18 protein-coding genes and 1 pseudogene are annotated in these 23,089 nt (G+C 41.7%); 13 read left to right on the top strand and 6 right to left on the bottom strand.

Going from position 1 to position 23,089, the window contains the following annotated elements; genetic code table 11:
- Positions 1–25: 25 nt before the first annotated feature.
- A complete protein-coding gene (pdxH, locus tag BANH1_RS01870; RefSeq protein ID WP_015397746.1) occupies positions 26–649 on the bottom strand; it encodes a pyridoxamine 5'-phosphate oxidase in 624 nt (207 codons plus the stop codon).
- A 352-nt stretch (positions 650–1,001) separates the two neighbouring features.
- On the opposite strand from pdxH, the gene BANH1_RS01875 reads away from it, so the two are divergent.
- From BANH1_RS01875 to BANH1_RS01910, 8 genes and pseudogenes are all read left to right on the top strand, one after another.
- Entirely contained in the window at positions 1,002–1,904 is a 903-nt protein-coding gene (locus tag BANH1_RS01875) for a DnaJ C-terminal domain-containing protein (RefSeq protein ID WP_015397747.1), read from the top strand.
- 124 nt (positions 1,905–2,028) lie between these two features.
- Positions 2,029–2,847 carry an enoyl-ACP reductase FabI gene (gene fabI / locus BANH1_RS01880; protein ID WP_015397748.1) on the top strand — a complete coding sequence of 273 codons (819 nt, stop codon included), beginning with the start codon at positions 2,029–2,031 and terminating at the stop codon, positions 2,845–2,847.
- Between the two features lie 134 nt (positions 2,848–2,981).
- Positions 2,982–4,016, top strand: a pseudogene (locus BANH1_RS01885) (chorismate synthase).
- Positions 4,017–4,026: 10 nt separating this feature from the next.
- Positions 4,027–5,139, top strand: coding sequence for a 3,4-dihydroxy-2-butanone-4-phosphate synthase (gene ribB / locus BANH1_RS01890; protein ID WP_015397749.1), 1,113 nt, complete (start codon positions 4,027–4,029; stop codon positions 5,137–5,139).
- Between the two features lie 7 nt (positions 5,140–5,146).
- A complete protein-coding gene (locus BANH1_RS01895; protein WP_015397750.1) occupies positions 5,147–5,401 on the top strand; it encodes an exodeoxyribonuclease VII small subunit in 255 nt (84 codons plus the stop codon).
- A 218-nt stretch (positions 5,402–5,619) separates the two neighbouring features.
- A complete protein-coding gene (gene dxs, locus BANH1_RS01900) occupies positions 5,620–7,527 on the top strand; it encodes a 1-deoxy-D-xylulose-5-phosphate synthase (protein WP_015397751.1) in 1,908 nt (635 codons plus the stop codon).
- A 17-nt stretch (positions 7,528–7,544) separates the two neighbouring features.
- A complete protein-coding gene (locus BANH1_RS01905) occupies positions 7,545–8,291 on the top strand; it encodes a TlyA family RNA methyltransferase (RefSeq protein WP_015397752.1) in 747 nt (248 codons plus the stop codon).
- Complete coding sequence (locus BANH1_RS01910; protein WP_015397753.1) at positions 8,288–9,541, top strand: class I SAM-dependent RNA methyltransferase; 1,254 nt, start codon at positions 8,288–8,290, stop codon at positions 9,539–9,541. The genes BANH1_RS01905 and BANH1_RS01910 overlap by 4 nt, the downstream gene beginning before the upstream one ends.
- Before the next feature lie 67 nt (positions 9,542–9,608).
- Here BANH1_RS01910 and tldD read toward each other — a convergent pair whose 3' ends face one another.
- Positions 9,609–11,027 (bottom strand): metalloprotease TldD, encoded by a 1,419-nt coding sequence (tldD, locus tag BANH1_RS01915; protein WP_015397754.1) that lies wholly within the window; start codon positions 11,025–11,027, stop codon positions 9,609–9,611.
- A 96-nt stretch (positions 11,028–11,123) separates the two neighbouring features.
- Positions 11,124–11,663: an invasion associated locus B family protein gene (locus BANH1_RS01920; RefSeq protein WP_015397755.1), complete on the bottom strand. Its 540-nt coding sequence runs from the start codon at positions 11,661–11,663 to the stop codon at positions 11,124–11,126.
- A gap of 423 nt (positions 11,664–12,086) precedes the next feature.
- Between BANH1_RS01920 and cyoE the strand changes: the two genes are divergently transcribed.
- The 3 genes from cyoE to rnhA all read left to right on the top strand — a co-directional run bounded on the left by cyoE (position 12,087) and on the right by rnhA (position 15,621).
- Positions 12,087–13,022 (top strand): heme o synthase, encoded by a 936-nt coding sequence (gene cyoE / locus BANH1_RS01930; RefSeq protein ID WP_015397756.1) that lies wholly within the window; start codon positions 12,087–12,089, stop codon positions 13,020–13,022.
- Between the two features lie 179 nt (positions 13,023–13,201).
- Positions 13,202–14,257, top strand: a complete 1,056-nt coding sequence (ispH, locus tag BANH1_RS01935; protein WP_015397757.1) for a 4-hydroxy-3-methylbut-2-enyl diphosphate reductase — start codon at positions 13,202–13,204, stop codon at positions 14,255–14,257.
- An 896-nt stretch (positions 14,258–15,153) separates the two neighbouring features.
- On the top strand, positions 15,154–15,621 hold the full coding sequence (gene rnhA, locus BANH1_RS01940; protein ID WP_015397758.1) for a ribonuclease HI: 468 nt from the start codon (positions 15,154–15,156) through the stop codon (positions 15,619–15,621).
- Positions 15,622–15,646: 25 nt separating this feature from the next.
- On the opposite strand, the gene BANH1_RS01945 is transcribed toward rnhA, so the two are convergent.
- Positions 15,647–16,525: a protein-disulfide reductase DsbD domain-containing protein gene (locus tag BANH1_RS01945; RefSeq protein ID WP_015397759.1), complete on the bottom strand. Its 879-nt coding sequence runs from the start codon at positions 16,523–16,525 to the stop codon at positions 15,647–15,649.
- A gap of 71 nt (positions 16,526–16,596) precedes the next feature.
- On the opposite strand from BANH1_RS01945, the gene BANH1_RS01950 reads away from it, so the two are divergent.
- The gene (locus tag BANH1_RS01950; RefSeq protein WP_015397760.1) at positions 16,597–17,181 is read left to right on the top strand and encodes a YqgE/AlgH family protein; all 585 of its coding nucleotides are present in this window, start codon (positions 16,597–16,599) and stop codon (positions 17,179–17,181) included.
- A 47-nt stretch (positions 17,182–17,228) separates the two neighbouring features.
- On the opposite strand, the gene BANH1_RS01955 is transcribed toward BANH1_RS01950, so the two are convergent.
- Positions 17,229–20,108 (bottom strand): EAL domain-containing protein, encoded by a 2,880-nt coding sequence (locus BANH1_RS01955; protein WP_015397761.1) that lies wholly within the window; start codon positions 20,106–20,108, stop codon positions 17,229–17,231.
- A gap of 428 nt (positions 20,109–20,536) precedes the next feature.
- Positions 20,537–21,853 (bottom strand): M16 family metallopeptidase, encoded by a 1,317-nt coding sequence (locus tag BANH1_RS01960; RefSeq protein ID WP_015397762.1) that lies wholly within the window; start codon positions 21,851–21,853, stop codon positions 20,537–20,539.
- An 874-nt stretch (positions 21,854–22,727) separates the two neighbouring features.
- Between BANH1_RS01960 and BANH1_RS07565 the strand changes: the two genes are divergently transcribed.
- The gene (locus BANH1_RS07565) at positions 22,728–22,859 is read left to right on the top strand and encodes a hypothetical protein (RefSeq protein WP_256378711.1); all 132 of its coding nucleotides are present in this window, start codon (positions 22,728–22,730) and stop codon (positions 22,857–22,859) included.
- Positions 22,860–23,089 lie beyond the last annotated feature (230 nt).

A 23,089-nucleotide genomic window follows, 5' to 3' on the forward strand; every position in this document is an offset into this window, starting at 1 on the left:
CCTAATGACTTTAAAGACTGGAAACTCAGGGGTAGAGTATTTGTCTTTGCCAGTCGTTTTGCTCGGTAGAATTTCGCGTAAAAAGCAAGCGATCATGTAAACGAAATGGGCGGTCGCGCCAAAATTCGATGAAAAGAGGGTTAATGCGGAAGCCAGACCAATAGGGCGGGCGCGGAATATCACCCACGGCGTAGCGCGCAGTGTATTCAGCGACCGCTTTTTCAAGAGTAAAACGGTTTTTTAGCGGCCGAGATTGTTTCGATGCCCACGCACCAATACGGCTTTCACGCGGTCGCGATTGGAAGTACGCGTCTGCCTCTTCAGCACTAACTTTTTCAACAATGCCCCTAATATTGACTTGGCGGCGGAGCGATTTCCAGTGAAAGCACAAGGCTGCTTTCATCGATTTTAAGATTTCTTGCCCCTTACGACTTTCGTAATTTGTGTAAAAAACAAATCCTTTAGAGCTAAAATCTTTGAGGAGAACCATACGGATATTGGGTAACCCTCTCTCATCGTTTGTCGCCAATGCCATAGCATTAGGATCGTTTATTTCGCTTTTTGTTGCCTCTTCAAGCCAATTTGCGAAAAGTGCAAAAGGCTTTTGCGTCTGCATAAAATCGTCGTTTGTTGGTATTTTATCGTCCATAATATACTCGAATACCCACCCACGCCCACTAGCACAAATAAGGTGTGCTCTGAGTTGTCTTTGTCAACGAAAAGTAAGTTATTGCTTTTCTTCTTATCTTAAAAACTTAGCGACGTCATGTATTTTCGTGGTGTTGCAGTTATTTTTACTCTTAGTATAGAATCTAATGAACTACACTGAGTACAAAAATATCCATCTTATCTGGTATTTTCGTTTTTTTATAGACATATAGATAATAGGTAAAAGAAAAGAAGTTTATTAAATAAATCGATAAAGTAATAGAGGCAATAAAAAATATTTGACAACAACTTAGTTGATATTTTGAAGATGAAAAGGCTGGAAAGAGGGCAATATGCGTGATCCCTATACGGTTCTTGGTGTAGAACGTACCGCAAAACCGCAGGAGATTAAATCTGCATTCAGAAAATTAGCAAAGAAGTATCATCCAGATCATAATGCGGATGATGCGAAGGCTAAGGAGAGGTTTTCTGAAGTTAATCAAGCTTATGAAATTATAGGCGATAAAAATAAAAAAGCGCAATTTGATCGCGGTGAAATTGATGCAGAAGGAAAGCCGATCCACCAAGCTTATGGTGCTGGGGGCAATTTCAGAAATAGACAGAATCCTTTTTCAGGAGAGACGAGAGGATTTGATTTTAATTCTTCAGGTGGTGCAGGTTTTGATGTAAATGATATTTTTCGTGATTTATTTGGGAAAGGGGAAGGCTTCCCAAATTCTACAAAATATAACCCGTCTCAACGAGGTTCTCACGTCCGTGCCAATCTGTCAGTAACACTAGAACAGATAGTCGGCGCAGAAAAGGTGGAAGCAATTTTTCCTAACGGGAAAAAGTTAAAAATTAAATTACCAGCTTACGTTGAAAATGAGCAAACTATTCGTTTAAAAGGCCAGGGGGAAGAAAGTCCGTATGGGCAAGCTGGGGACGCCCTTGTGACAATCCATATTCAAAAACATCCTCGTTTTCGGGTTGAAGGGCGGGCGCTTCACCTCGATTTGCCGGTTTCTCTCAAACATGCTGTTTTGGGAACAAAAGAAGAGGTCGAGACGCTAGAAGGTCGTGTAGTTTTGACAATTCCTGCGTGGTCGAGTTCTGATCGTGTTTTGAGATTAAAGGGGAAGGGACTTCGTTTAAAAAACGGAGAAAGAGACGATCTTTACGTGCATATCCGTGTTATGCTGCCGGAAAGCAGAGACGCCGCGTTAGAGCAGTTTTTGCGAATGCAAAAAAGTTAAGCTATTCTGAGCGCGCAAAATCGTTGTTTTGGTTTGATGTTTGAACCAATTGCTTGAAGAAAAAGTCGACCTATGTCATAGGCAGGTTGATAATGTAATTTGGAACAGCAATGAGGCAGTGCTTATGGCTAATAATAATGGTTTGTTGTACGGTAAGCGTGGTTTGATTTTGGGGCTTGCTAATAATCGCTCTATTGCCTGGGGAATAGCTAAAGCAGCGAGTGCGGCAGGGGCGGAACTTGCTTTTACCTATCAAGGTGAAGCGATGAAGAGGCGTGTTGAGCCTTTGGCCAAAGAATTGGGGGGAAGTGTTTGTGGTCATTGTGACGTTTCTGATAGCGCGTCTATTAATGCAGTTTTCAGCACGATAGAGAAAAAATGGGGTAAACTAGATTTCTTGGTTCATGCTATTGGCTTTTCTGATAAAGGCGAATTAAGTGGTCGCTACGTTGATGTCAGCGAATCAAATTTTATGATGACGATGAATATTTCTGTTTATTCGTTGACGGCTCTCACGCAGCGTGCAGAAAAATTGATGACAGACGGTGGATCAATTTTGACGTTGACCTATTATGGCGCGGAGAAAGTTGTCCCTAATTATAATATAATGGGTGTGGCCAAAGCAGCTCTTGAGGCGAGTGTGAGATATTTAGCTGTGGATTTAGGTCCGAAAAATATCCGCGTTAATGCTGTGTCTGCGGGACCAATTAAAACGTTAGCGGCTTCCGGCATTGGTGATTTTCGTTATATTTTAAAGTGGAATGAATATAACGCTCCTTTACGTCGTACGGTAACAATAGAAGAAGTTGGCGATTCTGCCCTTTATTTTCTCTCAGATTTATCCCGCTCTGTTACAGGTGAGGTGCATCACGTGGATTCTGGGTATCATGTTATTGGTATGAAGGCTGTTGATGCGCCGGATATTTCTGTTGTCAAAGATTAAAGCTTTATTCGCGAGGTTTTATCTATTTTGATCACAGCTGAAACAGTAACAATGATCTTGGACGGAGTTGTATTGCGCGCGGTTGGCCGTGTACTATAGTCGTGTATGTTTGAAAAAGAAGAGGGTCTTTTTCCATGTCGCATAATATATTTGGTCGTTTATTTCGTTTAATAACGTTGGGTGAAAGTCACGGCGTTGCTCTCGGCTGTGTTGTTGATGGTTATCTTCCGGGGATTGCTTTTGTTCTTGCGAAAATTCAAACATATCTTGATAAACGTGGACCGAGACAATCAAAATATACGGCGCAGTGCCAAGAATTAGATCAAATAGAGGTTCTCTCAGGGGCCGTTTTCGAGATGACGGTGTAATATTTATGGCAATGGGCGCACCAATTTCGATGTTTATTCGAAACGTAGATCAACGTTTTCAGGATTATAACCCAATTATTGATCAGTGCGGCCTAGGGTATGTAGATTATATTTACGACGTAAAATATGGTATCCGTGATTATTGTAGTGGAGGGCATGCTTCGCGCGAGACGGCAGTGTGTATCGCGGCGGGGGTTCTTGCGTGTAAAATCGTTCCCGATTTAACTGTGCGGGGAGGGGCGGCAGCAATCGGTCCTTATAAGATCGATTATGATTGCTGGGACTGGTCAGAGGTCGATAGTAATATTTTTGTCGCACCTGATACAGAAGCGGCAGATATTTCCGCTGTTTATGTATATGGGCTGTGCGAAGCTGGTTCACCGGTAGGTGCTATTGTTGAGATCGTTTCAGAAAACGTCCCGGCGGGTTTAGAAGCGCCTATTTATGCAAAGCTTGATCAGGATATTGCACTTGCTGCTCTAACTGGTAAGAAAAATACCTATGGAATGCGGGTGGGAAGTGATGGGAAATTGTTTTTTTTTGTTTAACCGCATTGGGGGTATTTTAGGCGGGATATTGAGTGGACAGCCGATTATTGCGCGTTTCGCTATGAAGTCCACACCGTCAATTTTAGTTTCTCGTTGCTCAATTGATATCAATGGTAATAATGTGGATGTTGCGGCGGAAGGGCGTCATAATCCATATGTTAGGATTTGTTCTGTTCCCATCGGTGAAGCGATGGCTACTTGTGCTATTGCGGATCATTATCTGAGATATTGTGGCCAAGTTGGCGGCATTTGAAAGGTTGATGATGACTTATAATCAGGAAAAAATTATTTCTGCCATTAGGGCTTTTGAATGCGGTGAAGTCGTTGTGGTTACGGATGATGACGATCGTGAAAATGAAGGTGATTTAATTGTTGCCGCCTCTCATTGTACAGAAGAAAAAATGGCATTTATCATTCGTCATACATCGGGCATCATTTGTGCACCTATGCCGAAGGAGAAGGCGCAACGACTTAATCTTTCGCCTATGGTCTCGGATAATAATTCAGCGCATTGTACTCAATTTACTGTTACCGTTGATCTTAAACGTGGAATAACGACCGGTATTTCAGCATATGACCGTACATTAACTGCGCGTAATCTTGCTGACCCAAATAGTGATGCTAATGATTTTGTCCGTCCAGGGCACATTTTCCCCCTGATTGCGAGTGAAGGCGGTGTTCTGACACGTTCGGGCCACACTGAGGCTGCTGTTGATTTATGCAAATTAGCTGGTTTACCGCCAGTCGGTGTCATTGGTGAGTTAGTTAATGATGATGGAAGCGTCAAGCATGGAGACGAAGTTGTAAAATTTGCACAAGATAACCAATTGCATATCGTAACGGTTGCTGACCTTATTGCTTATCGTCAGCGAGAAGAAATACTGGTTAAACGTGTCGGAGAGATGCATATAGAAACGTCTGCGGGGCCAGCTGTGATTTGGGGTTATCAGCTCCCTTGGGAAATAGTTCAGCATGCTGCAGTCGTTTTGGGTGATATTTACGACGGTAAAGATATCCCAGTCTGCTTGTATCATGAAAATATTGTGGGTGATGTTTTCGGTCAATCATCAGACGTAAGGATTATTATGCAGCGTATGGTAGAAAAAGAGAAACGTGGTGTATTCGTTTATCTACGCGAGGGATCTGTTAATTTTGGTTCTCAGCCGGTTGTTCATGGTCGAGAAATGGGAATGAAGGATGCAGCAGGTCATGCGCGGAAAATTGGACGTGAAAAAGAATGGCACCGAATTGGTTTAGGGGCACAAATTTTGAAAGATTTAGGGGTTAATTCTGTTATTATTTACGCTCTTAAAGGATTCCATTACGCCGGCTTAGAAAATTTCGGGATTCGAATATCGAGGACAGATATTGTATGAGGGTTACATGAAACAAGAAATTAAAAAAGAAGATATTGCTACATTAAGTTTTGAGGAAGCGCTCAAGCAACTCGAAGTGATTGTTGAAAATTTGGAACGTGGGGACGTTCCTTTAGAGCAATCTATCGATATTTATGAGCGCGGTGAAGCTCTTAAAAATCATTGTGACAAATTATTAAAGATAGCTGAAGCTAAAGTTGAGAAAATTCAGCTCTCAGATGAAGGGTGCCCTGAAGGTCTAACTCCACTTGATCCTGAATAATGCAGAACAGTTTTCTGTATTTATTAAGCGGTAAGAGGTATAAAAATTTAAGGAAGATAAGATGGCTTTTATCGGTTTCTTTTTCGTTGAATGAGTTAAAAGCTGTGGATAAGCCCGGAGAGGTGAAATATTTCAATCAAAATACATCACACTACGAGTGGGATAACAAAAGATGTGTATTTATCATCTAACTGTGTCGATAATATAAGGGGGAAGGTTTGCCTCGGCCATTAACACCGCTGCTTGACCGTGTTCGCTTGCCGCAAGATTTGCGGACACTGGCTGAGTCTGACTTAGCGCGATTGGCTGATGAGCTGCGGTCTGAAACAATCGATGTAGTTTCTGCAACAGGTGGTCATCTCGGTGCAGGACTTGGTGTTATTGAATTAACTATTGCACTACATTACGTTTTTAATACACCTAACGATAGGATTATTTGGGACGTCGGCCACCAAACTTATCCTCATAAAATTTTGACTGGTCGCAGAGATAGGATTCGTACGCTGCGCCAAGAGGGTGGCTTGTCAGGTTTTACAAAACGTTCGGAAAGTGTGTATGACCCATTCGGTGCTGGTCATTCTTCTACTTCTATTTCGGCCGGTCTTGGTATGGCAGTAGCCAGCGCGTTAAAAGGAGAAGGAAGACGTAACATCATTTCCGTTATTGGTGATGGCGCTATGTCTGCCGGTATGGCTTATGAAGCAATGAATAATGCCGGCGCTTTAAACGCACGTTTGATTGTTATTCTCAATGATAATGATATGTCCATTGCGCCTCCTACTGGTGCCATGAGCGCCTATCTTGCATGCTTAGTTTCTCGTCCTTCCTATCGTCATTTTCGTGAACGAGTGAAGATATTGAACAAGAAATTGCCCAAATTCTTTTCAGAGAAAGCGCGTCGTTCAGAAGAATTAGCACGTGGTTTTTTGGTTGGTGGTACCCTGTTTGACGCGCTTGGTTTTTATTATGTTGGACCGATAGACGGCCATAATCTAGGGCACTTGTTGCCTGTTTTAAAAAATGTCCGCGAATATCCCAATGGTCCTGTTTTGGTGCATATAGTAACACATAAGGGCAAAGGTTACGCACCTGCAGAAGCATCATCTCATAGATACCACGGTGTTAGTCGTTTCGATGTTATTACGGGCAAACAAATTAAAGCACGAAGTAATTGCCTTCCCTATACAAAAGTGTTTTCTAAGGCTTTAATAGAAGAAGCTAGCTATGATGATAAGATTGTTGCTGTGACGGCGGCTATGCCAACAGGGACTGGCCTCGATGTTTTTGCTGAAAAATTTCCCGGAAGGATGTTTGATGTTGGTATTGCTGAACAGCATGCTGTGACTTTTGCTGCGGGCGTTGCTTGTGAAGGTTATAAACCTTTTGTTGCCATTTATTCTACCTTTTTACAGCGTTCTTATGATCAGATTATTCATGATGTATCGATTCAAAAATTACCGGTGCGGTTCGCGATTGACAGAGCAGGTTTTGTGGGCGCAGACGGCCCGACTCATGCCGGCAGTTTTGATATTATTTTTTTGGCAGCTCTACCTGATTTTATCGTGATGGCTCCTTCTGATGAAGTGGAACTTATGCATATGGTGCGTACGGCTGCAGATTACGATCAGGGGCCTATTTCTTTTCGTTATCCACGCGGTGAGGGTACTGGGATAGTTTTGCCGCAGCGCGGTGAGTTACTTGAAATTGGTAAAGGGCGTGTTTTGTGTGAGGGAAGCAGGGTGGCTTTGGTTTGTTTTGGGACACGGTTGTCTGAAGTATTATCGGCAGCTGAGGAATTAGAGGCAGAGGGGCTGTCGACAACTGTCGCAGACGCACGGTTCGCAAAGCCTTTAGATAAGAATTTAATGCGCCGTTTGGCACGTGAGCACGAAGTGTTGGTAACAATCGAGGAGGGAGCAGTAGGAGGATTTGGAGCGCATTTATTACAATTTTTAGCGCAAGAGGGGTTATTAGAACACGGTTTAAAAGTCCGCACGCTAAAATTTCCGGATAAATATTTAAATCATGGTTCGCCGGAGAAGGTTCTTTCGCTTATTGGACTTGATGCGGCCGGCATTATTAAAACTGTTTTTAGTGCTCTAGGACGCGAAACCCGGACAGTATAACAAGTTTTAAGTATGACATGGTAACTGTAAAAAGGCTAGATGTTTTTTTAGTTGAAAAAAAAATTTTTGCGACGCGTTCACGTGCACGTGACGCGGTTGTACGGCAAACGGTAAAGATCAACGGAAAAATAGCTTTTAAAGCTGGGCAAATGGTTCATGATGATGCCGAGGTTGTAGTTTGCGATCCTGCGCAGAATTATGTTTCACGTGCGGCGTTGAAGTTAATTAGTGCACTTGATACATTTCCTATTATAACAACTAAAGTTACTGCTATTGATGTTGGCGCATCAGCAGGAGGTTTTACGCAGGTTCTTTTAGAGCGTGGAGCAGCTCATGTTATTGCTGTTGATGTTGGCCATGGTCAGTTTGACGCCCGTTTATCGGGCAACAGCGCGATAACTTTACTAGAAGGTTTGAATGTCAGAGATTTGAAACAGGAGCATTTGGGGGGGCACGAGATTGACCTCATTGTATCGGATGTGAGTTTTATTTCTCTCAAGCTTGCATTACCGCCTGCTTTATTTTTAGCCAAAAAGGGAGCGCAAGCAGTTTTGTTAGTGAAACCCCAATTTGAGATTGGTCGGGGGAATATTGATAATGGTAGGATATTGAAAGATCCGTTAATGACAAAAAAAATCGCTGAAGAGCTTTTTGGCTGGTTAAACACTCAAATAGGGTGGAAAGCAAAAGGTTTGCTCCCTTCTCCCATCGCTGGTGGCGACGGGAATTTGGAGTATTTGCTATTTGGGGAAAAACAAGAGTGAGTAATGATGTGATAATTAGCCGCATCGGAGCTAGTGGTTGTGGTATTGCTGAGATACAACAGAGCTTTGTTAATGTTCCCTTTGCTTTACCGGGAGAGATTGCAAAAGTCGATTTTCGTGGAAAATACGGCGTCCTTACTGCGATAAAAGAAAGATCACCGGAACGTGTTGACGCTGTTTGCCAACATTTTGAGAAATGTGGAGGATGCGTGCTGCAGCATTGGCGGACCGATGCTTATTGTTTTTGGAAGCGACAATTGGTGGTTGATAGATTCAGAGAATGCGGGCTTGATGTAGTCGTTTCCCCTTTAATTGAGTGTGGGCGCTATAGTCGCCGGCGTATTACTTTGACTGCATCTACAACTCAGCGGGGCTGTACCGTCGGTTTTAACCGTTATCTATCCCATGATCTCGTAGCAATTGAGGAATGTCCAGTTGCTTGCCCGAAGATTATATCTAAACTAGGCGCTATCAGAAGAATATGTGCTCTTTTAAGTAGTCGCGCTCAGCGGTTTCATGTAACGATCACATCTACCGAAAATGGCCTCGACGTTGCGTTAAGTGGTCACATTGCGCTGAATGAATCTGTCCGCCAAAAAATAATATGCGCTGCTCTCTCATTTGGAATCACGCGCTTATCTGTCGAAGATGAAATCTTGGTTGAACAAGAAAAGCCGTTTGTCTATTTTGGAGATATACGCGTTGAACTTCCTCCGGGTGGTTTTCTTCAGGCCACTGCCGAAGCAGAGACTATTATGAGTGATATTATTTTGGCGCATTTGAAAAAGGCAAAAAACGTCGCTGATTTATTCTCAGGGTCAGGAACTTTTACTTTGCGTATGGCTAAAAAAATGAATATTCATGCAGTGGAGAATGATGGATTAGCATTAGCAAGCTTAGATCGTGCCGCACGTTTTACCCATGGTTTAAAAACAGTCACTTGCAAAAAACGTGATTTATTCCGTTGTCCGCTTCTTGCAGAGGAACTTGAATGTTTTGATGGCGTTGTCTTTGATCCGCCGCGCGCTGGTGCAAAAGAACAGGCGCGCGAATTGGCAAAGACAACGGTGCCGTACGTGGTCGCTGTTTCATGTAATCCTGCTACACTTGCCCGCGATTTATCTATTCTCGTGGCAGGTGGTTATATAATAGAGAAAGTTACACCAATTGATCAATTTTTGTGGTCTCCTCATATAGAGGTTGTTGCTGTTTTGAGCAAACGCAAAGCAAAAGCCGGCTGGAAGCTTTAGCGTAAACTGCGCGGCTATTTTGAATTATATTAAGAAAATTTTAAGGTGAAACTCTCTCGAGTCACATTTATGGAAATGTTGTTCCACCGATCGTCATATCATTGATTCGTAGGTGAGGTTGTCCGACGCCAACGGGGACATTTTGTCCCGCTTTTCCGCATGTACCTATACCACTATCGAGCTCGCTATCATTACCAATCATTGTGATACGTTTCATGGCATCTGGTCCATTTCCTATAAGCGTCGCACCTTTGATTGGCGCTACGATTTTACCATTTTCTACCCGATAAGCTTCAGTACATTCAAAGACAAATTTTCCAGAGGTAATGTCTACCTGTCCCCCGCCGAATGAAACAGCATAGATACCGCTTTTTAGCGAGGATAGAATTTCCTCAGGTGTCTTGTCCCCTGCTAGCATCATCGTGTTAGTCATTCGCGGCATTGGCGTATGAGCGTAAGATTCGCGTCTCCCATTTCCGGTTGGGCTAACGCCCATAAGTCGAGCATTAAGTCTGTCTTGCATAAAGGAAACTAATTTTCCATCTTCAATCAAAATATTGCGGCTTGACGGTGTTCCTTCATCATCGATAGTGAGCGACCCGCGGCGCTGAGGAATTGTGCCATCATCAACGATAGTCACACCTTTTGCTGCCACCTGTTGGCCTAAAAGTTCGGAAAAAGCAGATGTCTTTTTACGGTTAAAGTCGCCTTCTAAACCGTGGCCAACGGCCTCATGAAGCATAACGCCAGGCCATCCATTAGCTAAAACAACATCAAATACTCCCGCTGGCGCTTCTTCTGCTTCTAAGTTTACTAGAGCCATGCGAAGAGCTTCGTCAGCCGCAATTTTCCAATTTTTTTCGTTAATGAATCGGTCAAACGCTTGCCGTCCTCCACACCCATAAAAGCCATTTTCACGTCGATTGCCATCAGCAGCAACCACAGAGACAGAAAGCCGCACAAGGGGGCGGATATCACGAACAAAATACCCGTCAGCACGCAAAATTTCAACATGCTGCAGTGATCCAGAAAGGGAAACAGTCACTTGATGTAATTTGTCACTTTTTTTGCGTAAATACGCATCAATTTTTTGCAAGAGCGCACTTTTTTCCTCAAATGACGGATTATCAAGAGGATTGTTTGGTTGATAGAGTTTCTTGTTTGTTAGTCGGGGCGCTACACTATAAGGCCCTGCGTGGTTATTGTAAGTGGCGGCTTTAGCTGCCTTGCTCGCGCGTTTGAGCGCAACAGCCGATAATTCACCGGAGTGAGCGTACCCGGTGGCTTCTCCGGCAACAACGCGTAGACCGAATCCCATATCTTGGTGAAAGGAGCCATTTTTCAGTTGTCCGTTATCCAACAAAAGCGCTTCATTTTCTGTATATTCGAGGTACAATTCACCGTCATCGGCATTATGAAGCGCTTCTTGCACAAGTGATTGCACTTTAGAAGAAGCTATATCAAAACGATCAATCAGCGCTTTCATAGTTATTATCCTATTTTCGTTGATGTTTGGAAATTTTCCATTTTCTTTATCAGAGAATTTACTGAAAAACCTCTGGAGTGCTACAAGCGCTCTTTATTACATTGGTAAAGCTGAGTAAGCATCACTGAGACCGTTAAGGTCAACGAGACCACCGATTCCTTTTTCAGGGGTTGTGAAGACAGAATAGATCGCCGTTTTTCCTTCTAGGAAATGTTTTAGCATATCTTCTTTGAGGAGAGCTTCAGCGATACAAACATTGTTCAAACAACGACGATACGTTATTTTCCCTATGTCTTTACCGTCGATTTTAATGAGGATACCAGGACGCAATTCAACTAGAATAGGTGCAAAAACACGCATCAAAGTTCCTTTATTTCCGGGTAATTTATAAAATGCGATACGAAAGGTAATATCGCGTCGGTCCTGTGTGCGCACATCTTGCACAGCTTCACATTGCATATTAGGGGTGCCAGGCGGCAAAGAACAAATTTTCGTCCACGCACCATAAGTTTGTGGAGCAGGAATACTGTGTGCGTTGGGCATTTGTGCAACAGTATGGTTGGCAAAAATACTGCAGAGTGCACAAATAATAGCGCCAACGAGAAAGATTTTTTTTAAGAATTGATGAAGTAGCATAAAAGTTCCTATCCGAATCGTCATTGTGTCGTCATTATAGCATTGTGCATAAATTTTCATGAAAAATGAATTCGAAAGCTGGAATACCCACGCAAAACCTGGGTCTGTTTGGGTGCTTAACCTGTATTATAGAGGATAGAAGCAAAAAACGAAAAGAATGGGACCTTCTAGGCTTCTTTGCAATATTGAGAGGAATATTGTTCATTTTTGCGGTGGCTTTGTCTTTCTTTATAAAAATAATATTATTGAAAAAATACATTTTTATTGTAAAGCTTGTATCTGTTTTTAGCGGGTATGTACATATAGGTACATATATAGACATCCTAATATAGTCTCAAAAGCGTGATGGTATTCATTAATCGCTCTTATATGCGAGGTTAATGTTTGCTTATGGATGACAGATAGAAGAGGTCTTTGAGCAAAATGTTCGCTTCAGGAAAACTACCAGCCACGGGCAGTAAAGGAGTCCCACCAGTAGCCAGCGTATATGATTATATCGCGTTATTAAAACCGCGAGTTATGTCGCTCGTCGTTTTTACAGCTTTAGTTGGATTAGTAGTATCGCCTGTTACTATGAATCCCTTTTATGGCTTTTTGGCGATTTTGTGTATTGCTGTGGGTGGTGGTGCTGCAGGGGCGCTGAATATGTGGTATGAAGCCGACATTGATGCAATAATGAAACGTACCCAAAATCGCCCAATTCCTGCCGGGAAAATAAGCCGCAGGAAGGCATTAGTTTTTGGCCTGGCTCTTTCTGTAGTTTCAGTTTCGGTTATGGGTTTTTTCGTTAATTGGTTTACAGCGCTTTTTCTCGCTTTTACAATTTTCTATTATGTTGTTATTTATACAATTTGGCTCAAGCGTATAACACCACAAAATATTGTTATTGGTGGTGCTGCCGGAGCTTTCCCACCGATGATTGGGTGGGCGGCCGCGACGGGGACAGTGAGTGTTGATAGCTTCCTATTATTTTTAATTATTTTTATGTGGACTCCGCCACATTTTTGGTCTCTTTCGTTGTTTTCATCCACTGATTATGACGCTGTGGCTATTCCTATGATGCCTAATGTACGGGGCGAGTATTCGACAAAAAAACAAATTTTAGTTTACACTATTATTATGGCAGTGTGCGCGACGGGGCCTTATATTACAGGCCTTGGAGGGGGTGTTTATGGCGTATTTTCAACGATTTTAAGCGTTATTTTTGTTTATCTTGCTTATCGCTTATGGAGAGCTAGTACACACAGCGAAACCCTCCGCATAGCGAAAAAAATGTTTTTCTTTTCGCTCTTTTATTTGGCTGCTATATTCGGAATTCTCTTGGTTGAAGCCTTAATTTGGTATTTTATTACCTTTTAGCCTTTATTAAATAAAGGAGTAAAATCAATCTGTTCGTGCAAGTCAACATACTGCGGTGCTGTACTAAGGAGATATAGCGTTGTCGCGTAAAGGTGATGTTTCGAGTTTTTCTTTTTATACTATTTGTTGTACATTGACGTGCTTTGGGTAATAAAGATCGCTAACATCAAGGATAGGCTATGCGTGGGCTTCCCCCTTTAACAATACGCCTTTGCAGTCCGCGTGGGTTTTGTGCTGGAGTCGATCGTGCGATTCAGATTGTCCTTCTTGCATTAAAAAAATATGGGGCTCCAGTATATGTCCGGCACGAAATTGTGCATAATCGCTATGTGGTTGAGGGATTACAGCGACGCGGGGCTGTTTTTGTTGAAGAGCTTGATGAGATTCCTGAAGAACATCGCAGCCAACCCGTTGTGTTTTCTGCCCATGGTGTGCCGAAGTCTGTTCCAGAGGAAGCACGTCGCCATAATTTGTTTTACCTCGATGCAACATGTCCGTTGGTTTCTAAGGTTCATAAACAAGCTATACGGCACCAACGTCATGGTCGCCATGTCATCTTGATTGGCCATTCTGGCCATCCTGAAGTGATAGGCACGATGGGGCAGCTTGAAGAAGGGGCTGTCACATTAATTGAAACAATAGAGGACGCTTTACATTATCAACCAGGTGACTCTGATAAATTGGGATTTGTGACGCAAACGACGCTTTCTGTTGAAGATACAGCAGGAATTCTTGATGTACTGCGACGACGTTTCCCTGCTTTAAAAACACCAGCCGCTGAATCAATTTGTTATGCTACCACTAATCGACAAGATGCCGTTAAGGCTGCGGCGTCGGGGAGTGATTTATTTTTGGTTGTCGGTGCGCCAAATTCATCTAATTCGCGACGTTTGGTAGAAGTTGCTGAGAGATTCGGAGCGCGGCGATCTATTTTAGTTCAACGTGCTGATGAAATTGATTTTGATCATTTGGGAATTCTCTCAGTCGTCGGTCTTTCTGCTGGGGCATCTGCTCCCGAAATTATTGTGGATGAAATTATCTCGGCTTTCCGTGAACGTTATGATGTTGCAATAGAATTGGCTGAAACTGCAGTAGAAAAAGAAGCGTTTCTGGTTAATCGTGAATTGCGTGATGCTGTTTTAACTCCATATGATACGGCTTTTGTTAACGGTCAGTCTGAGGCACTAATAGATGAGAATCGCAATAAACGAACGCTTAAAACAAAAGCGGAATGACAGCAGATTAATATTTACCAAAATGGTTTGAAAGCGCTCAAAACTCAACACCTGATAGTTTTTTCTATCAAAAGATAGAAGGAGGCGCCAGCAATCCAAATATGATATTTTCTGCGTCAGAGAAAGATTGATTTTGAGAAGCTCTATGCAGCAGTGTGATCGGCATGGAAGCGCCTTTCCCTCAAGAAGAGAGGAGGATAGGGAAAAATTACTAGATCAGGAAGGACGTTTTAGCTGGTTCCTTTTCTAGAAAATATGAGGATTTGCAAATCTAATATATATCATTTCTGTGAGGTGGGGCGTAATTGAGCGTGGCTGTATTTAGCCGGTTGAGACCCCGCTTTGGCTAAAAATATTTGTTTAGTTTGGACTGGGAAGAGTCGCGGAAAATTATTTAGTAGAAGGAAGTATGCTACCGGAAAGATTCTGGCAAAAATTGATATAAAGTTTATTTTTTAGGCGGTTATTAGCTGTTATATTTACAAAAAGGTGCTGTACGCGCTGATTTAGTGGATAATTAACGTATTTTGGATGGTCCCATTTTTGATAGATATTATAGATTTCTCGGGTCATTTATGAGGGCTTTTGAATTTATAATCTTGTGGCCTATTTATAACCGGTTAGTATCCTGGGTGCGATCATTCTTATAGTTTAATCAGGGTGCGTAGCTTATCAGCGGATCATCAAAAATTGGGCTATTGATTTTTTTGAGCAATGGGAGCGTTTTTTGGATTAGTGTATGATTCTAATTTCGCGCTTTTTACTTATAGAGTTCTGTCATTGCTTTAATACATTATCTGGTGGCTTTGTCATTAAGGGAAATTTATGGGACTATTGAAAAAAGCTTCATTTTTCAATGATACGGATTCGCTAAGTAGATTGGATTTTCAAATTTTATGTTAAATCAAAAAAAAGTCGTTGAAATTTATACAGACGGCGCGTGCTCCGGCAATCCCGGGCCCGGAGGATGGGGAGCAGTTTTACGCTGGAAGGGCCACGAACGCGAGCTTTACGGCGGAAAAGCGCACACTACCAATAATCAAATGGAATTGACAGCGGCGATTTGCGCACTGAACGCACTTAAGGAGCCTTGTTCAGTCGCCCTTTATACAGACTCAGTTTACGTGCGAAATGGAGTGTCTACGTGGCTCGAAGGTTGGAAAAAAAATAATTGGCGCACCGCATCGAAAAAAAACGTTAAAAACATGGAGTTATGGCAGGAACTTGATAGAGCTTGTTTTAGGCATACTATCAAATGGCACTGGGTAAAAGGGCACGCTGGCCATCCAGATAATGAGCGCGCGGACGCGCTCGCGCGCAGAGCTATCATTGAATATCGCGAAAATGGACGCTTTTTAGCGTAATTTTTCGAGATTTTTTTTGGGTTCTTTATAGAAGAGTTGGATGACTCGGTTCCGCGTGTATTACGAACGTTCCGCTGAAAGCATGGTCTTTAGAAGAGACTATATAAAAAACTGTGCGGTCTGTTTTTTTAGGAGCAAAATATATAGGCGCGCTAAAGAGGGTGTATCCTTCCTGGTCGTTTATTTTTTTTGCGGGTCCAATTTGTATTTCTCCTCCATCTAAAAAAAGAGCTAAAGGTATATTGTCACTGTTATGTTGTATTTTTATCAGGAGGGTGTCCTTATTTTTTTCGCTGCTTATTTTAAATTCGTTGTGCATCGTCCTGGGTAAAGCAGCTCGAGCGTTTGCTAATAAGGATAAAGGGAGGCGCTTATTTTCTTTGGTAAACGGGGAAAAATTAAAATTAACAGTAAAAGGGATACAGATTTTATTACATATTCCAAGAGTTAATGAGCCACTTAAATTTTCTTCTGAATTGGAAATATTAAAGGGTAATACAACATGATTTTTATAGCCTAATGACCAGTCATTGCCCGCCTCGTAAAGTTGTGGGGCGGGATAAAAAATTTCGTAAGAAACTTGCTGATCGAAGTTAAAAAACGGTGCCATGCCTGAATTTCCTGGATTACGCCAGTAAGTTTTCCATCCTGGTTGCAGGATAATTTCGATAACGCCGTCCCTCGTTCCAGAAAGAGAAGGTTTTGTTACAGCTAATCTCACACGGTTACCGTCTGATTTATACCATGGTGTTGCAAAAAGGTTTGCTTCTTGCTCTGGTTGAGCACAAATAGCGAAGTTGGATTGTCCTAAAAACGCGATTATCAGGCTCAAACTTATTAAAAGATTTTTATAAAAAATATTTGAAGTTCTTTGTGACATTGTAAATATTTGAAGTTTTTTCATTTAGGCTTTATTTTCTTTTTGTATTAACTTAGTTGAAGTCTGATATATAAGTCACGGAGAATATCAAATTAATGAAACAAGGTGGTGGATTTTTGAACGGACAGTTGCTTATAGCAATGCCTGAAATGAGTGATAAGCGCTTTATTCGTTCTGTTATCTATATTTGCGCTCATTCTGACGCTGGTGCTATGGGAGTTATTCTTAATCAGCCGCACGATATTGATTTTCCCGAACTTTTATTTCAACTCGGAGTGATCAGCCAGCCTCAAAAAAAATATCTTTCTGAGCCGATAAAAAAATTTCCGGTACGTTACGGCGGGCCGGTTGATACTTCCAGAGGTTTTGTGATTCATTCAGATGATTATATTTGTGAGACAACAATTTCTGTCACGGATAAGATTTGCCTCACTGCAACGATCGATATATTGAAAGCCATTAGTTGCGAACAAGGCCCCCAGCACGCACTTATAGCGCTAGGCTATGCGGGATGGAAAGCAGGACAGCTCGAGATGGAGATTTCCGCGAATGGTTGGTTAACCAGCCCCACGTCGCCTAGTTTTCTTTTTGAAAGCGATATAAGCAGTAAGTACGACGAAAGCCTCACTCGTATGGGAATTAACCCGGCTTATCTTGTTTCTGAAATAGGCCACGCCTGAATGCATTCATTATTTTGTGAGCTTTTTAACATTCTGTCTATGATACCTTAAGCTTTATAGGGAAAATTGTTTTGAACGAGTGTGATTAATCTTTCAACGGCGATTGGTTTGGTAACGATCGTACTTTGAACGTACTGACAGCCTTCTTGACGCAAAAAGATGGCCTCCTTTTCGTTCGCAACACCTTCCGCAATAATTTGCAAGTTGAGCTCAGTGGCCATGTTGATAATTGACCTGAGGACAAGCTTTTTCTTAGGTGTACCTATTGAGATGAGTGAGCGGTCTAATTTTACCATATCGAATGGGTAGCGGACGAGGTAGGAAAGCGACGAATAACCCGTCCCAAAATTATCTAGCGCGAGATTTATTCCCAGTCCCTTAATTTGTTCGAGAAAATGGGCTGATTGTTCAGGATTTCTTCTCAAAACAAATTCCGATATTTCTATCATTAAGCGTCCTTTAGTGAGTGGATTGCGAAGAAGAGCAGAGCGCAATTGATTTATAAAAAAAGGATGGACCATTTCTGCGCTTGGTAAATTGATCGAAATGAAAAAAGATGGTTGAGTAAATTTTTCTTGTATATTTGCAAGATCAGTAACAACATTATCGATGATAAATTGCGCTAAATCCGCAATGATCTGTTCATTTTCCGCAATTTTGATGAAATCGTAGATGCTTAAATTTCCGTGATTTGAGTGATGCCATTCTACAATCGTTTCAAAACCAATAATTTGCCCGTCTGATAGGTTAAGAATAGGGTGATAAAGAATTTTCATTTCATTGTATTTTATGGCGCGACGTATATCGTGTCCCATAGTTTCATGCTCAGTGCTGAAAGTACGAAAATTTGGGCGAAAAGGCTCAATATGGTTGCCGCCTTTTTGTTTTGCGTGGATCACCGCGAGCTCACTGTCATCAAAAATATCTTTAGCAGTCGATCTGCTTTCACTCCACGTAACGAGTCCGATTGATGCGGAAAGCGTTATTTTTTTTCCGGCAAGCGAAATAGGTGCCGAAATTATTTTATGTAGGTGGTCTACAAACGCCGCGATTTTTTGTGATCTAGTTTCGCTGAGTAAAATGATTGCGAAACGATCTGCAGAAAGGCGTGATAAAGTATCTTGGAGGTTTATGAGCCGGCTTAAACGACGCGCGATTATCAGAAGTATAGTATCGCCTACAGCTATGCCCAATTTGCGATTAATTTGACGAAAATTATCGAAATCAATCATAAGGACGGTTGGCCTAATTTTTATATTTTCTCTGGCTAAGGAAGTGTAATTTTGTAGTCTGTCAAAGAAAATTTGCTGGTTAGGCAGGCCAGTTAAACTATCGTGAACTGCGTCGTGCAATAAGCGTTCTTCGGCTTTTTTATGGTTAGTAATATTGACAATAGTTCCGATTACGCGGGTAATATTCCCATCTTTTTGCATGGCTGGGCGCGCGCGAAGGGAAAACCAATGATAGTAACCTCCGCCGGAAGAGAGTCGAAAAATTTGATCAATGCGCCCCTTTTTTTGTTTAAGAATAATGTCTAGAACGGCATTAAAGCGCTCACGATCATCGTAGTGCAAAGCTGAAATCCAGTTATCCATGGTACCATTAATTTTGTGAGATTCAGTACCAAAGAGGGCTGTCATATCCGGGTGAATGACAATGCGATCACGTTCAACATCCCAGTCCCAAATGATATTCCCAGCCCCTCTCGCAGCGAGCGCTTGCCGTTCAAGATCAGAAAATATTCCTTCATGAAAAGAATCATTTGAAAAAGTTTGTTGCATAATGGTAAAGCTGATGAGTAGGACAATGAGTACTAACCCTCCCGCTAAAGCTGGTTGAATAATATCGTTATCTAGATATCCTACTATGCAAGCATAAGCTCCAAAAGACCAAAAGCTAATTAATAACCATGTTGGAATAAGCATGATGGCACGGTCATAGCTGCGGATTGAAAAATAGCTAATCAAGATAATACCAAGTGCGGTAGTGAAGCCGAATGATAAACGGGCTATTCCTGCTGCTCTGGTGGGGTCATAAATAGAAAATGCTCCTAAACCGCAAAGAGCTATAATCCACGCAATTGCGCCATAGCTGAAGTGATAATGCCAGCGGTTAAGGCGTAAATAGGTAAAAAGGAATATGAAAAGTGTCGCGGCGAGTGCGACCTCTGTACCTGCGCGCCAGACTGGTTCTGTTATTTGCGTGATTGCGAAAAATTTATTCAAAAAATTGAAATCGATGCCAATATAGAAGAGGACAGCCCAAGCGATAGAAGCCGTTGCAGGGAAGAGACTTGTTCCGCGAACAACAAACAGGACAGTTAATAAGAGCGCCAAAAGACCTGATATGCCAAGTAAGATACCATGATAAAGCGTATAAGAATTGATTGTATCCTTATAAGCTTCAGGTTGCCATAAATAAATTTGCGGTAAATTAGAAGAATTAAGTTCTGCAACGAATGTAACGATGGCACCGGGATTAAGTGTGATACGAAACACATCTGAGTTTGCACTTGTTTGACGATCGAGGGAAAAACCTTCACTAGGAGTGATGGAATGAATGCGCGTTGAATCGAGATCCGGCCAAAGAAGGCCCGAGTGAGCCATACGGTAATGAGGTGCGACGATAAGGCGGTCGATTTGTTCATCTGTCGGATTCGCGAGGGCGAAAACAGCCCAATTTCCAGAAAAATTTTCGTCATTAGCCTGCACTTCAATACGCCATATAACACCATCTGGCCCCGGTGCCGTACTCGTTTGGAAAATAGGGTTACTCGTATGGTGTATTTCAATCGCTTTTGATAGATCAAGAGCTACATCTTGAGGGGAAATTTTAATTGGCTCAACGGCTTGCGCTGATGTCAGGCAAACAAAAAAGCCCATTACCGTAACAAGGATGATATCGATTATTTTACGCAAGCTTTCCACAATATTCCACTTTCGGTGTTGTAGGCCAGTTAATTTCAAATCAGATTTTCTAGAAAATACACCCACTGTTTTAAGATTTATTTTTTGCTGAAGGGCGACCGTTACTTTTCAAAAAAGTCACGCAATCCTACACGAAAATAAACTAGATATTTGCTCTTTGCAATGAATCTTAAAACTGATGGAGTTCTATATTTTAAAAGGTAAAAAAATATCGGTTTTTATATTTTGCACATATACCCTTGCCCGCTCAAGTCTTGATCATATAAAGCGTTAATTAAGTGAGTTTGTATGTTTTTTTGATAAACATTTTCTAAACTTATTTGATAAAAGAATTTTTGCTATGATTTTAACTATAAAATATGTACGCGCCATAATATTGGCTGTTTTCGGTGATGTTTCATTCGTAGAAAACACATAAATTGAAATACTTAGGGAAATCTTTGTTCGCTGCGGTTACGCGCGCCAAGAGCGCCGGTTGTATTGGATGAAAGAGTCGAGGTTAGATCATCAAAATTCATGAGAGTGCCGATAGGGCCGACAGCTGCTAGTGTCGGATTGGAATTTATAAAAAGGCGATCTGCTAAGTCAGTGAGGCGCTCTGGCGTAATAAGTTCCAAGCGCTCAGTCATTTCAGATATTGGAATTGGTCGGCCATAAAGAAGAATTTGGCGGGCGATAAGATCCGCTTGACTAGATGGGTTTTCCCGCGACATTGTGAGGCTGGCACGATATTGCGCTTGCGCGCGCCGGAGTTCGCTTACTTGAATATTTTGGCTTGCTTTAGAGAGTTCTTCAAGAATAACCGGTAAAAGCGCTTTTAGTCCCTCTTGTCCCGTAGCAGCATGAATGCCAAAAAGTCCAGTATCTGAAAAATCCCAGTGAAATGAATAAATAGAATAGCATAATCCGCGTTTTTCTCTAATTTCTTGAAAGAGGCGCGATGACATGCCTCCCCCAAGAATAATAGAAAGAATTTGAGCTGCGTAAAAATCACGTGCATGATATGGGCGTCCCTCAAAACCAAGAACAACTTGTGTATCCATTAAATCACGGTACTCACGAAAGTCGCCGCCAATATAATTAGCAAGGTTAGCGAAAGGAGCTGTTGAATGTGATCTAAAAGTGCCAAGGCGACTTTCTATTTCGCGCAGAAACCTTTCATGCTCTACTGCTCCCGCTGCAACTACAATCATGCGGTCTGCGCTGTATTGCTTATTCATGAAATTGTGAAGATCAGCAGATGTAAATGATTGAATCGTTTTTTGTGTTCCTAAAATAGAGCGCCCAAGGGACTGATTACGAAAGGCCGTTTTAGTAAAGTGGTCAAACACAACATCGTCTGGAGTATCATAAGCGGCACCAATTTCTTGAAAAATGACTTGTTTTTCCCGCTCTAATTCATCCTCGTTGAATTTTGAGGATGTTAGAATGTCGGCTAGGATGTCAATAGCAAGGGGAACATCATTTTTAAGTACGCGCGCAAAATAGGCGGTTGTTTCGACACTGGTAGTGGCATTAATTTCGCCACCAACATTTTCAATATCAGTTGCAATTTGAAAGGCTGTACGGTTTTCGGTTCCCTTGAAAGCCATATGTTCAAGTAGGTGAGCGATACCATGTTGTGAGAAGGTTTCGTTGCGTGAGCCTACTTTGACCCATATCCCGAGTGCTACACTATCAATTTGCTGCATTGTATGCGTAGCGATAGTCAAACCATTCTCGAGTCGACTGATATCTACACCCATGTATCCATGACTCCATTTAAATAAACCAAATGCCCATTCATAAAGGCACGTGGGGTATCTTTGATTTGAATAAACGCAGCTAACTCTAATGAGATGCACGCAATTGTAAAGAAGTGCAATTCTTTACCATTTTTTCATTATTAGCAAGCCTTATAAAGTACTCTTCATTTTTAATAATTATTTAGACAAGATAATCGTAGTGTATTCATACCGCGAGTATTTGAGGTAGAATCAGCAATTCAGCAGAGAGAGCAGTCACGAAGATGGCTGTTGCAATCAATATATAATTTGTCTTTTTTCAGGCAGAGAATCATTGCCGCGTACGTAGAGCAGAGGGGTGGGTGTTGTTTCGCGAGCACTGCCAATTAGTTACGTAGTTTTAGGGTGGATATGATGGGCGTTTATAAACCAAAAATGATTTTTAATATCCGTATATGAGTTTGTGGTAACTGGTTATCGTTTTCTGCTTCCGAATTGGTGATATGTGCGCTTTAGGAAATAACATACAAATATCTGAGATTTTTCTTCAAAGAAGGTTTCAGATCGCAGTGTTGTCTGTATCATTTTCTGTGGAGTATCGATAATGACCGCATATTTACTATTTTGACCAGAGCATAATTTATCGGTCTAGGGAGACGTCGTATTGCACATTGCGATATTTTAAATGTCAAAATAAGATTGTGGAAAAGCCTAAGGTGAATTCATTTAGGCCGATGCCTGGCAATAAATGTTTTTGAGAATAACGCATTTTTGGATCTCGTAAAGGAGGATATTGCATATAGCCTGAAAATCTATTTTTACTTTTTGTGGAGCATTAATTTGTTAACAATTTGTGCAATTTTATGCAGTTACCTCTAGGTAAAATTAGAGGACAGTGTGGCGCATCAAAGGGGGGGCTTATAAACGCTTAACCATTGCGCTTACTGTTTTTATCGTAGTTGCACGTGACCGTGATTTCACGATGACTCGCGCTTCTCAGACGAAAGTAATGATTCGGGCGGTGTAATTTATGAGGAGGTATTGTGCGAAGTTGCAGGCACGCGCTATACACTTAATGTGATCTTATCCATGAAAATAGACGTCGCAAGCCACATAATTGCGCGGTTGCAACTCAAAATTGGCCAGGTTAATATTTACGTCATTTTTTGCTGAAGATTTTAACTGAGCTTATTCCAAGCCGCACCATTACCCAGTTTGCGCTGTGAATATTTACCGAAATATACAGTTTATTTTCGC

The sequence above is a fragment of the Bartonella australis AUST/NH1 genome, assembly GCF_000341355.1.
GTDB classification, from domain to species: Bacteria; Pseudomonadota; Alphaproteobacteria; order Rhizobiales; family Rhizobiaceae; genus Bartonella; species Bartonella australis.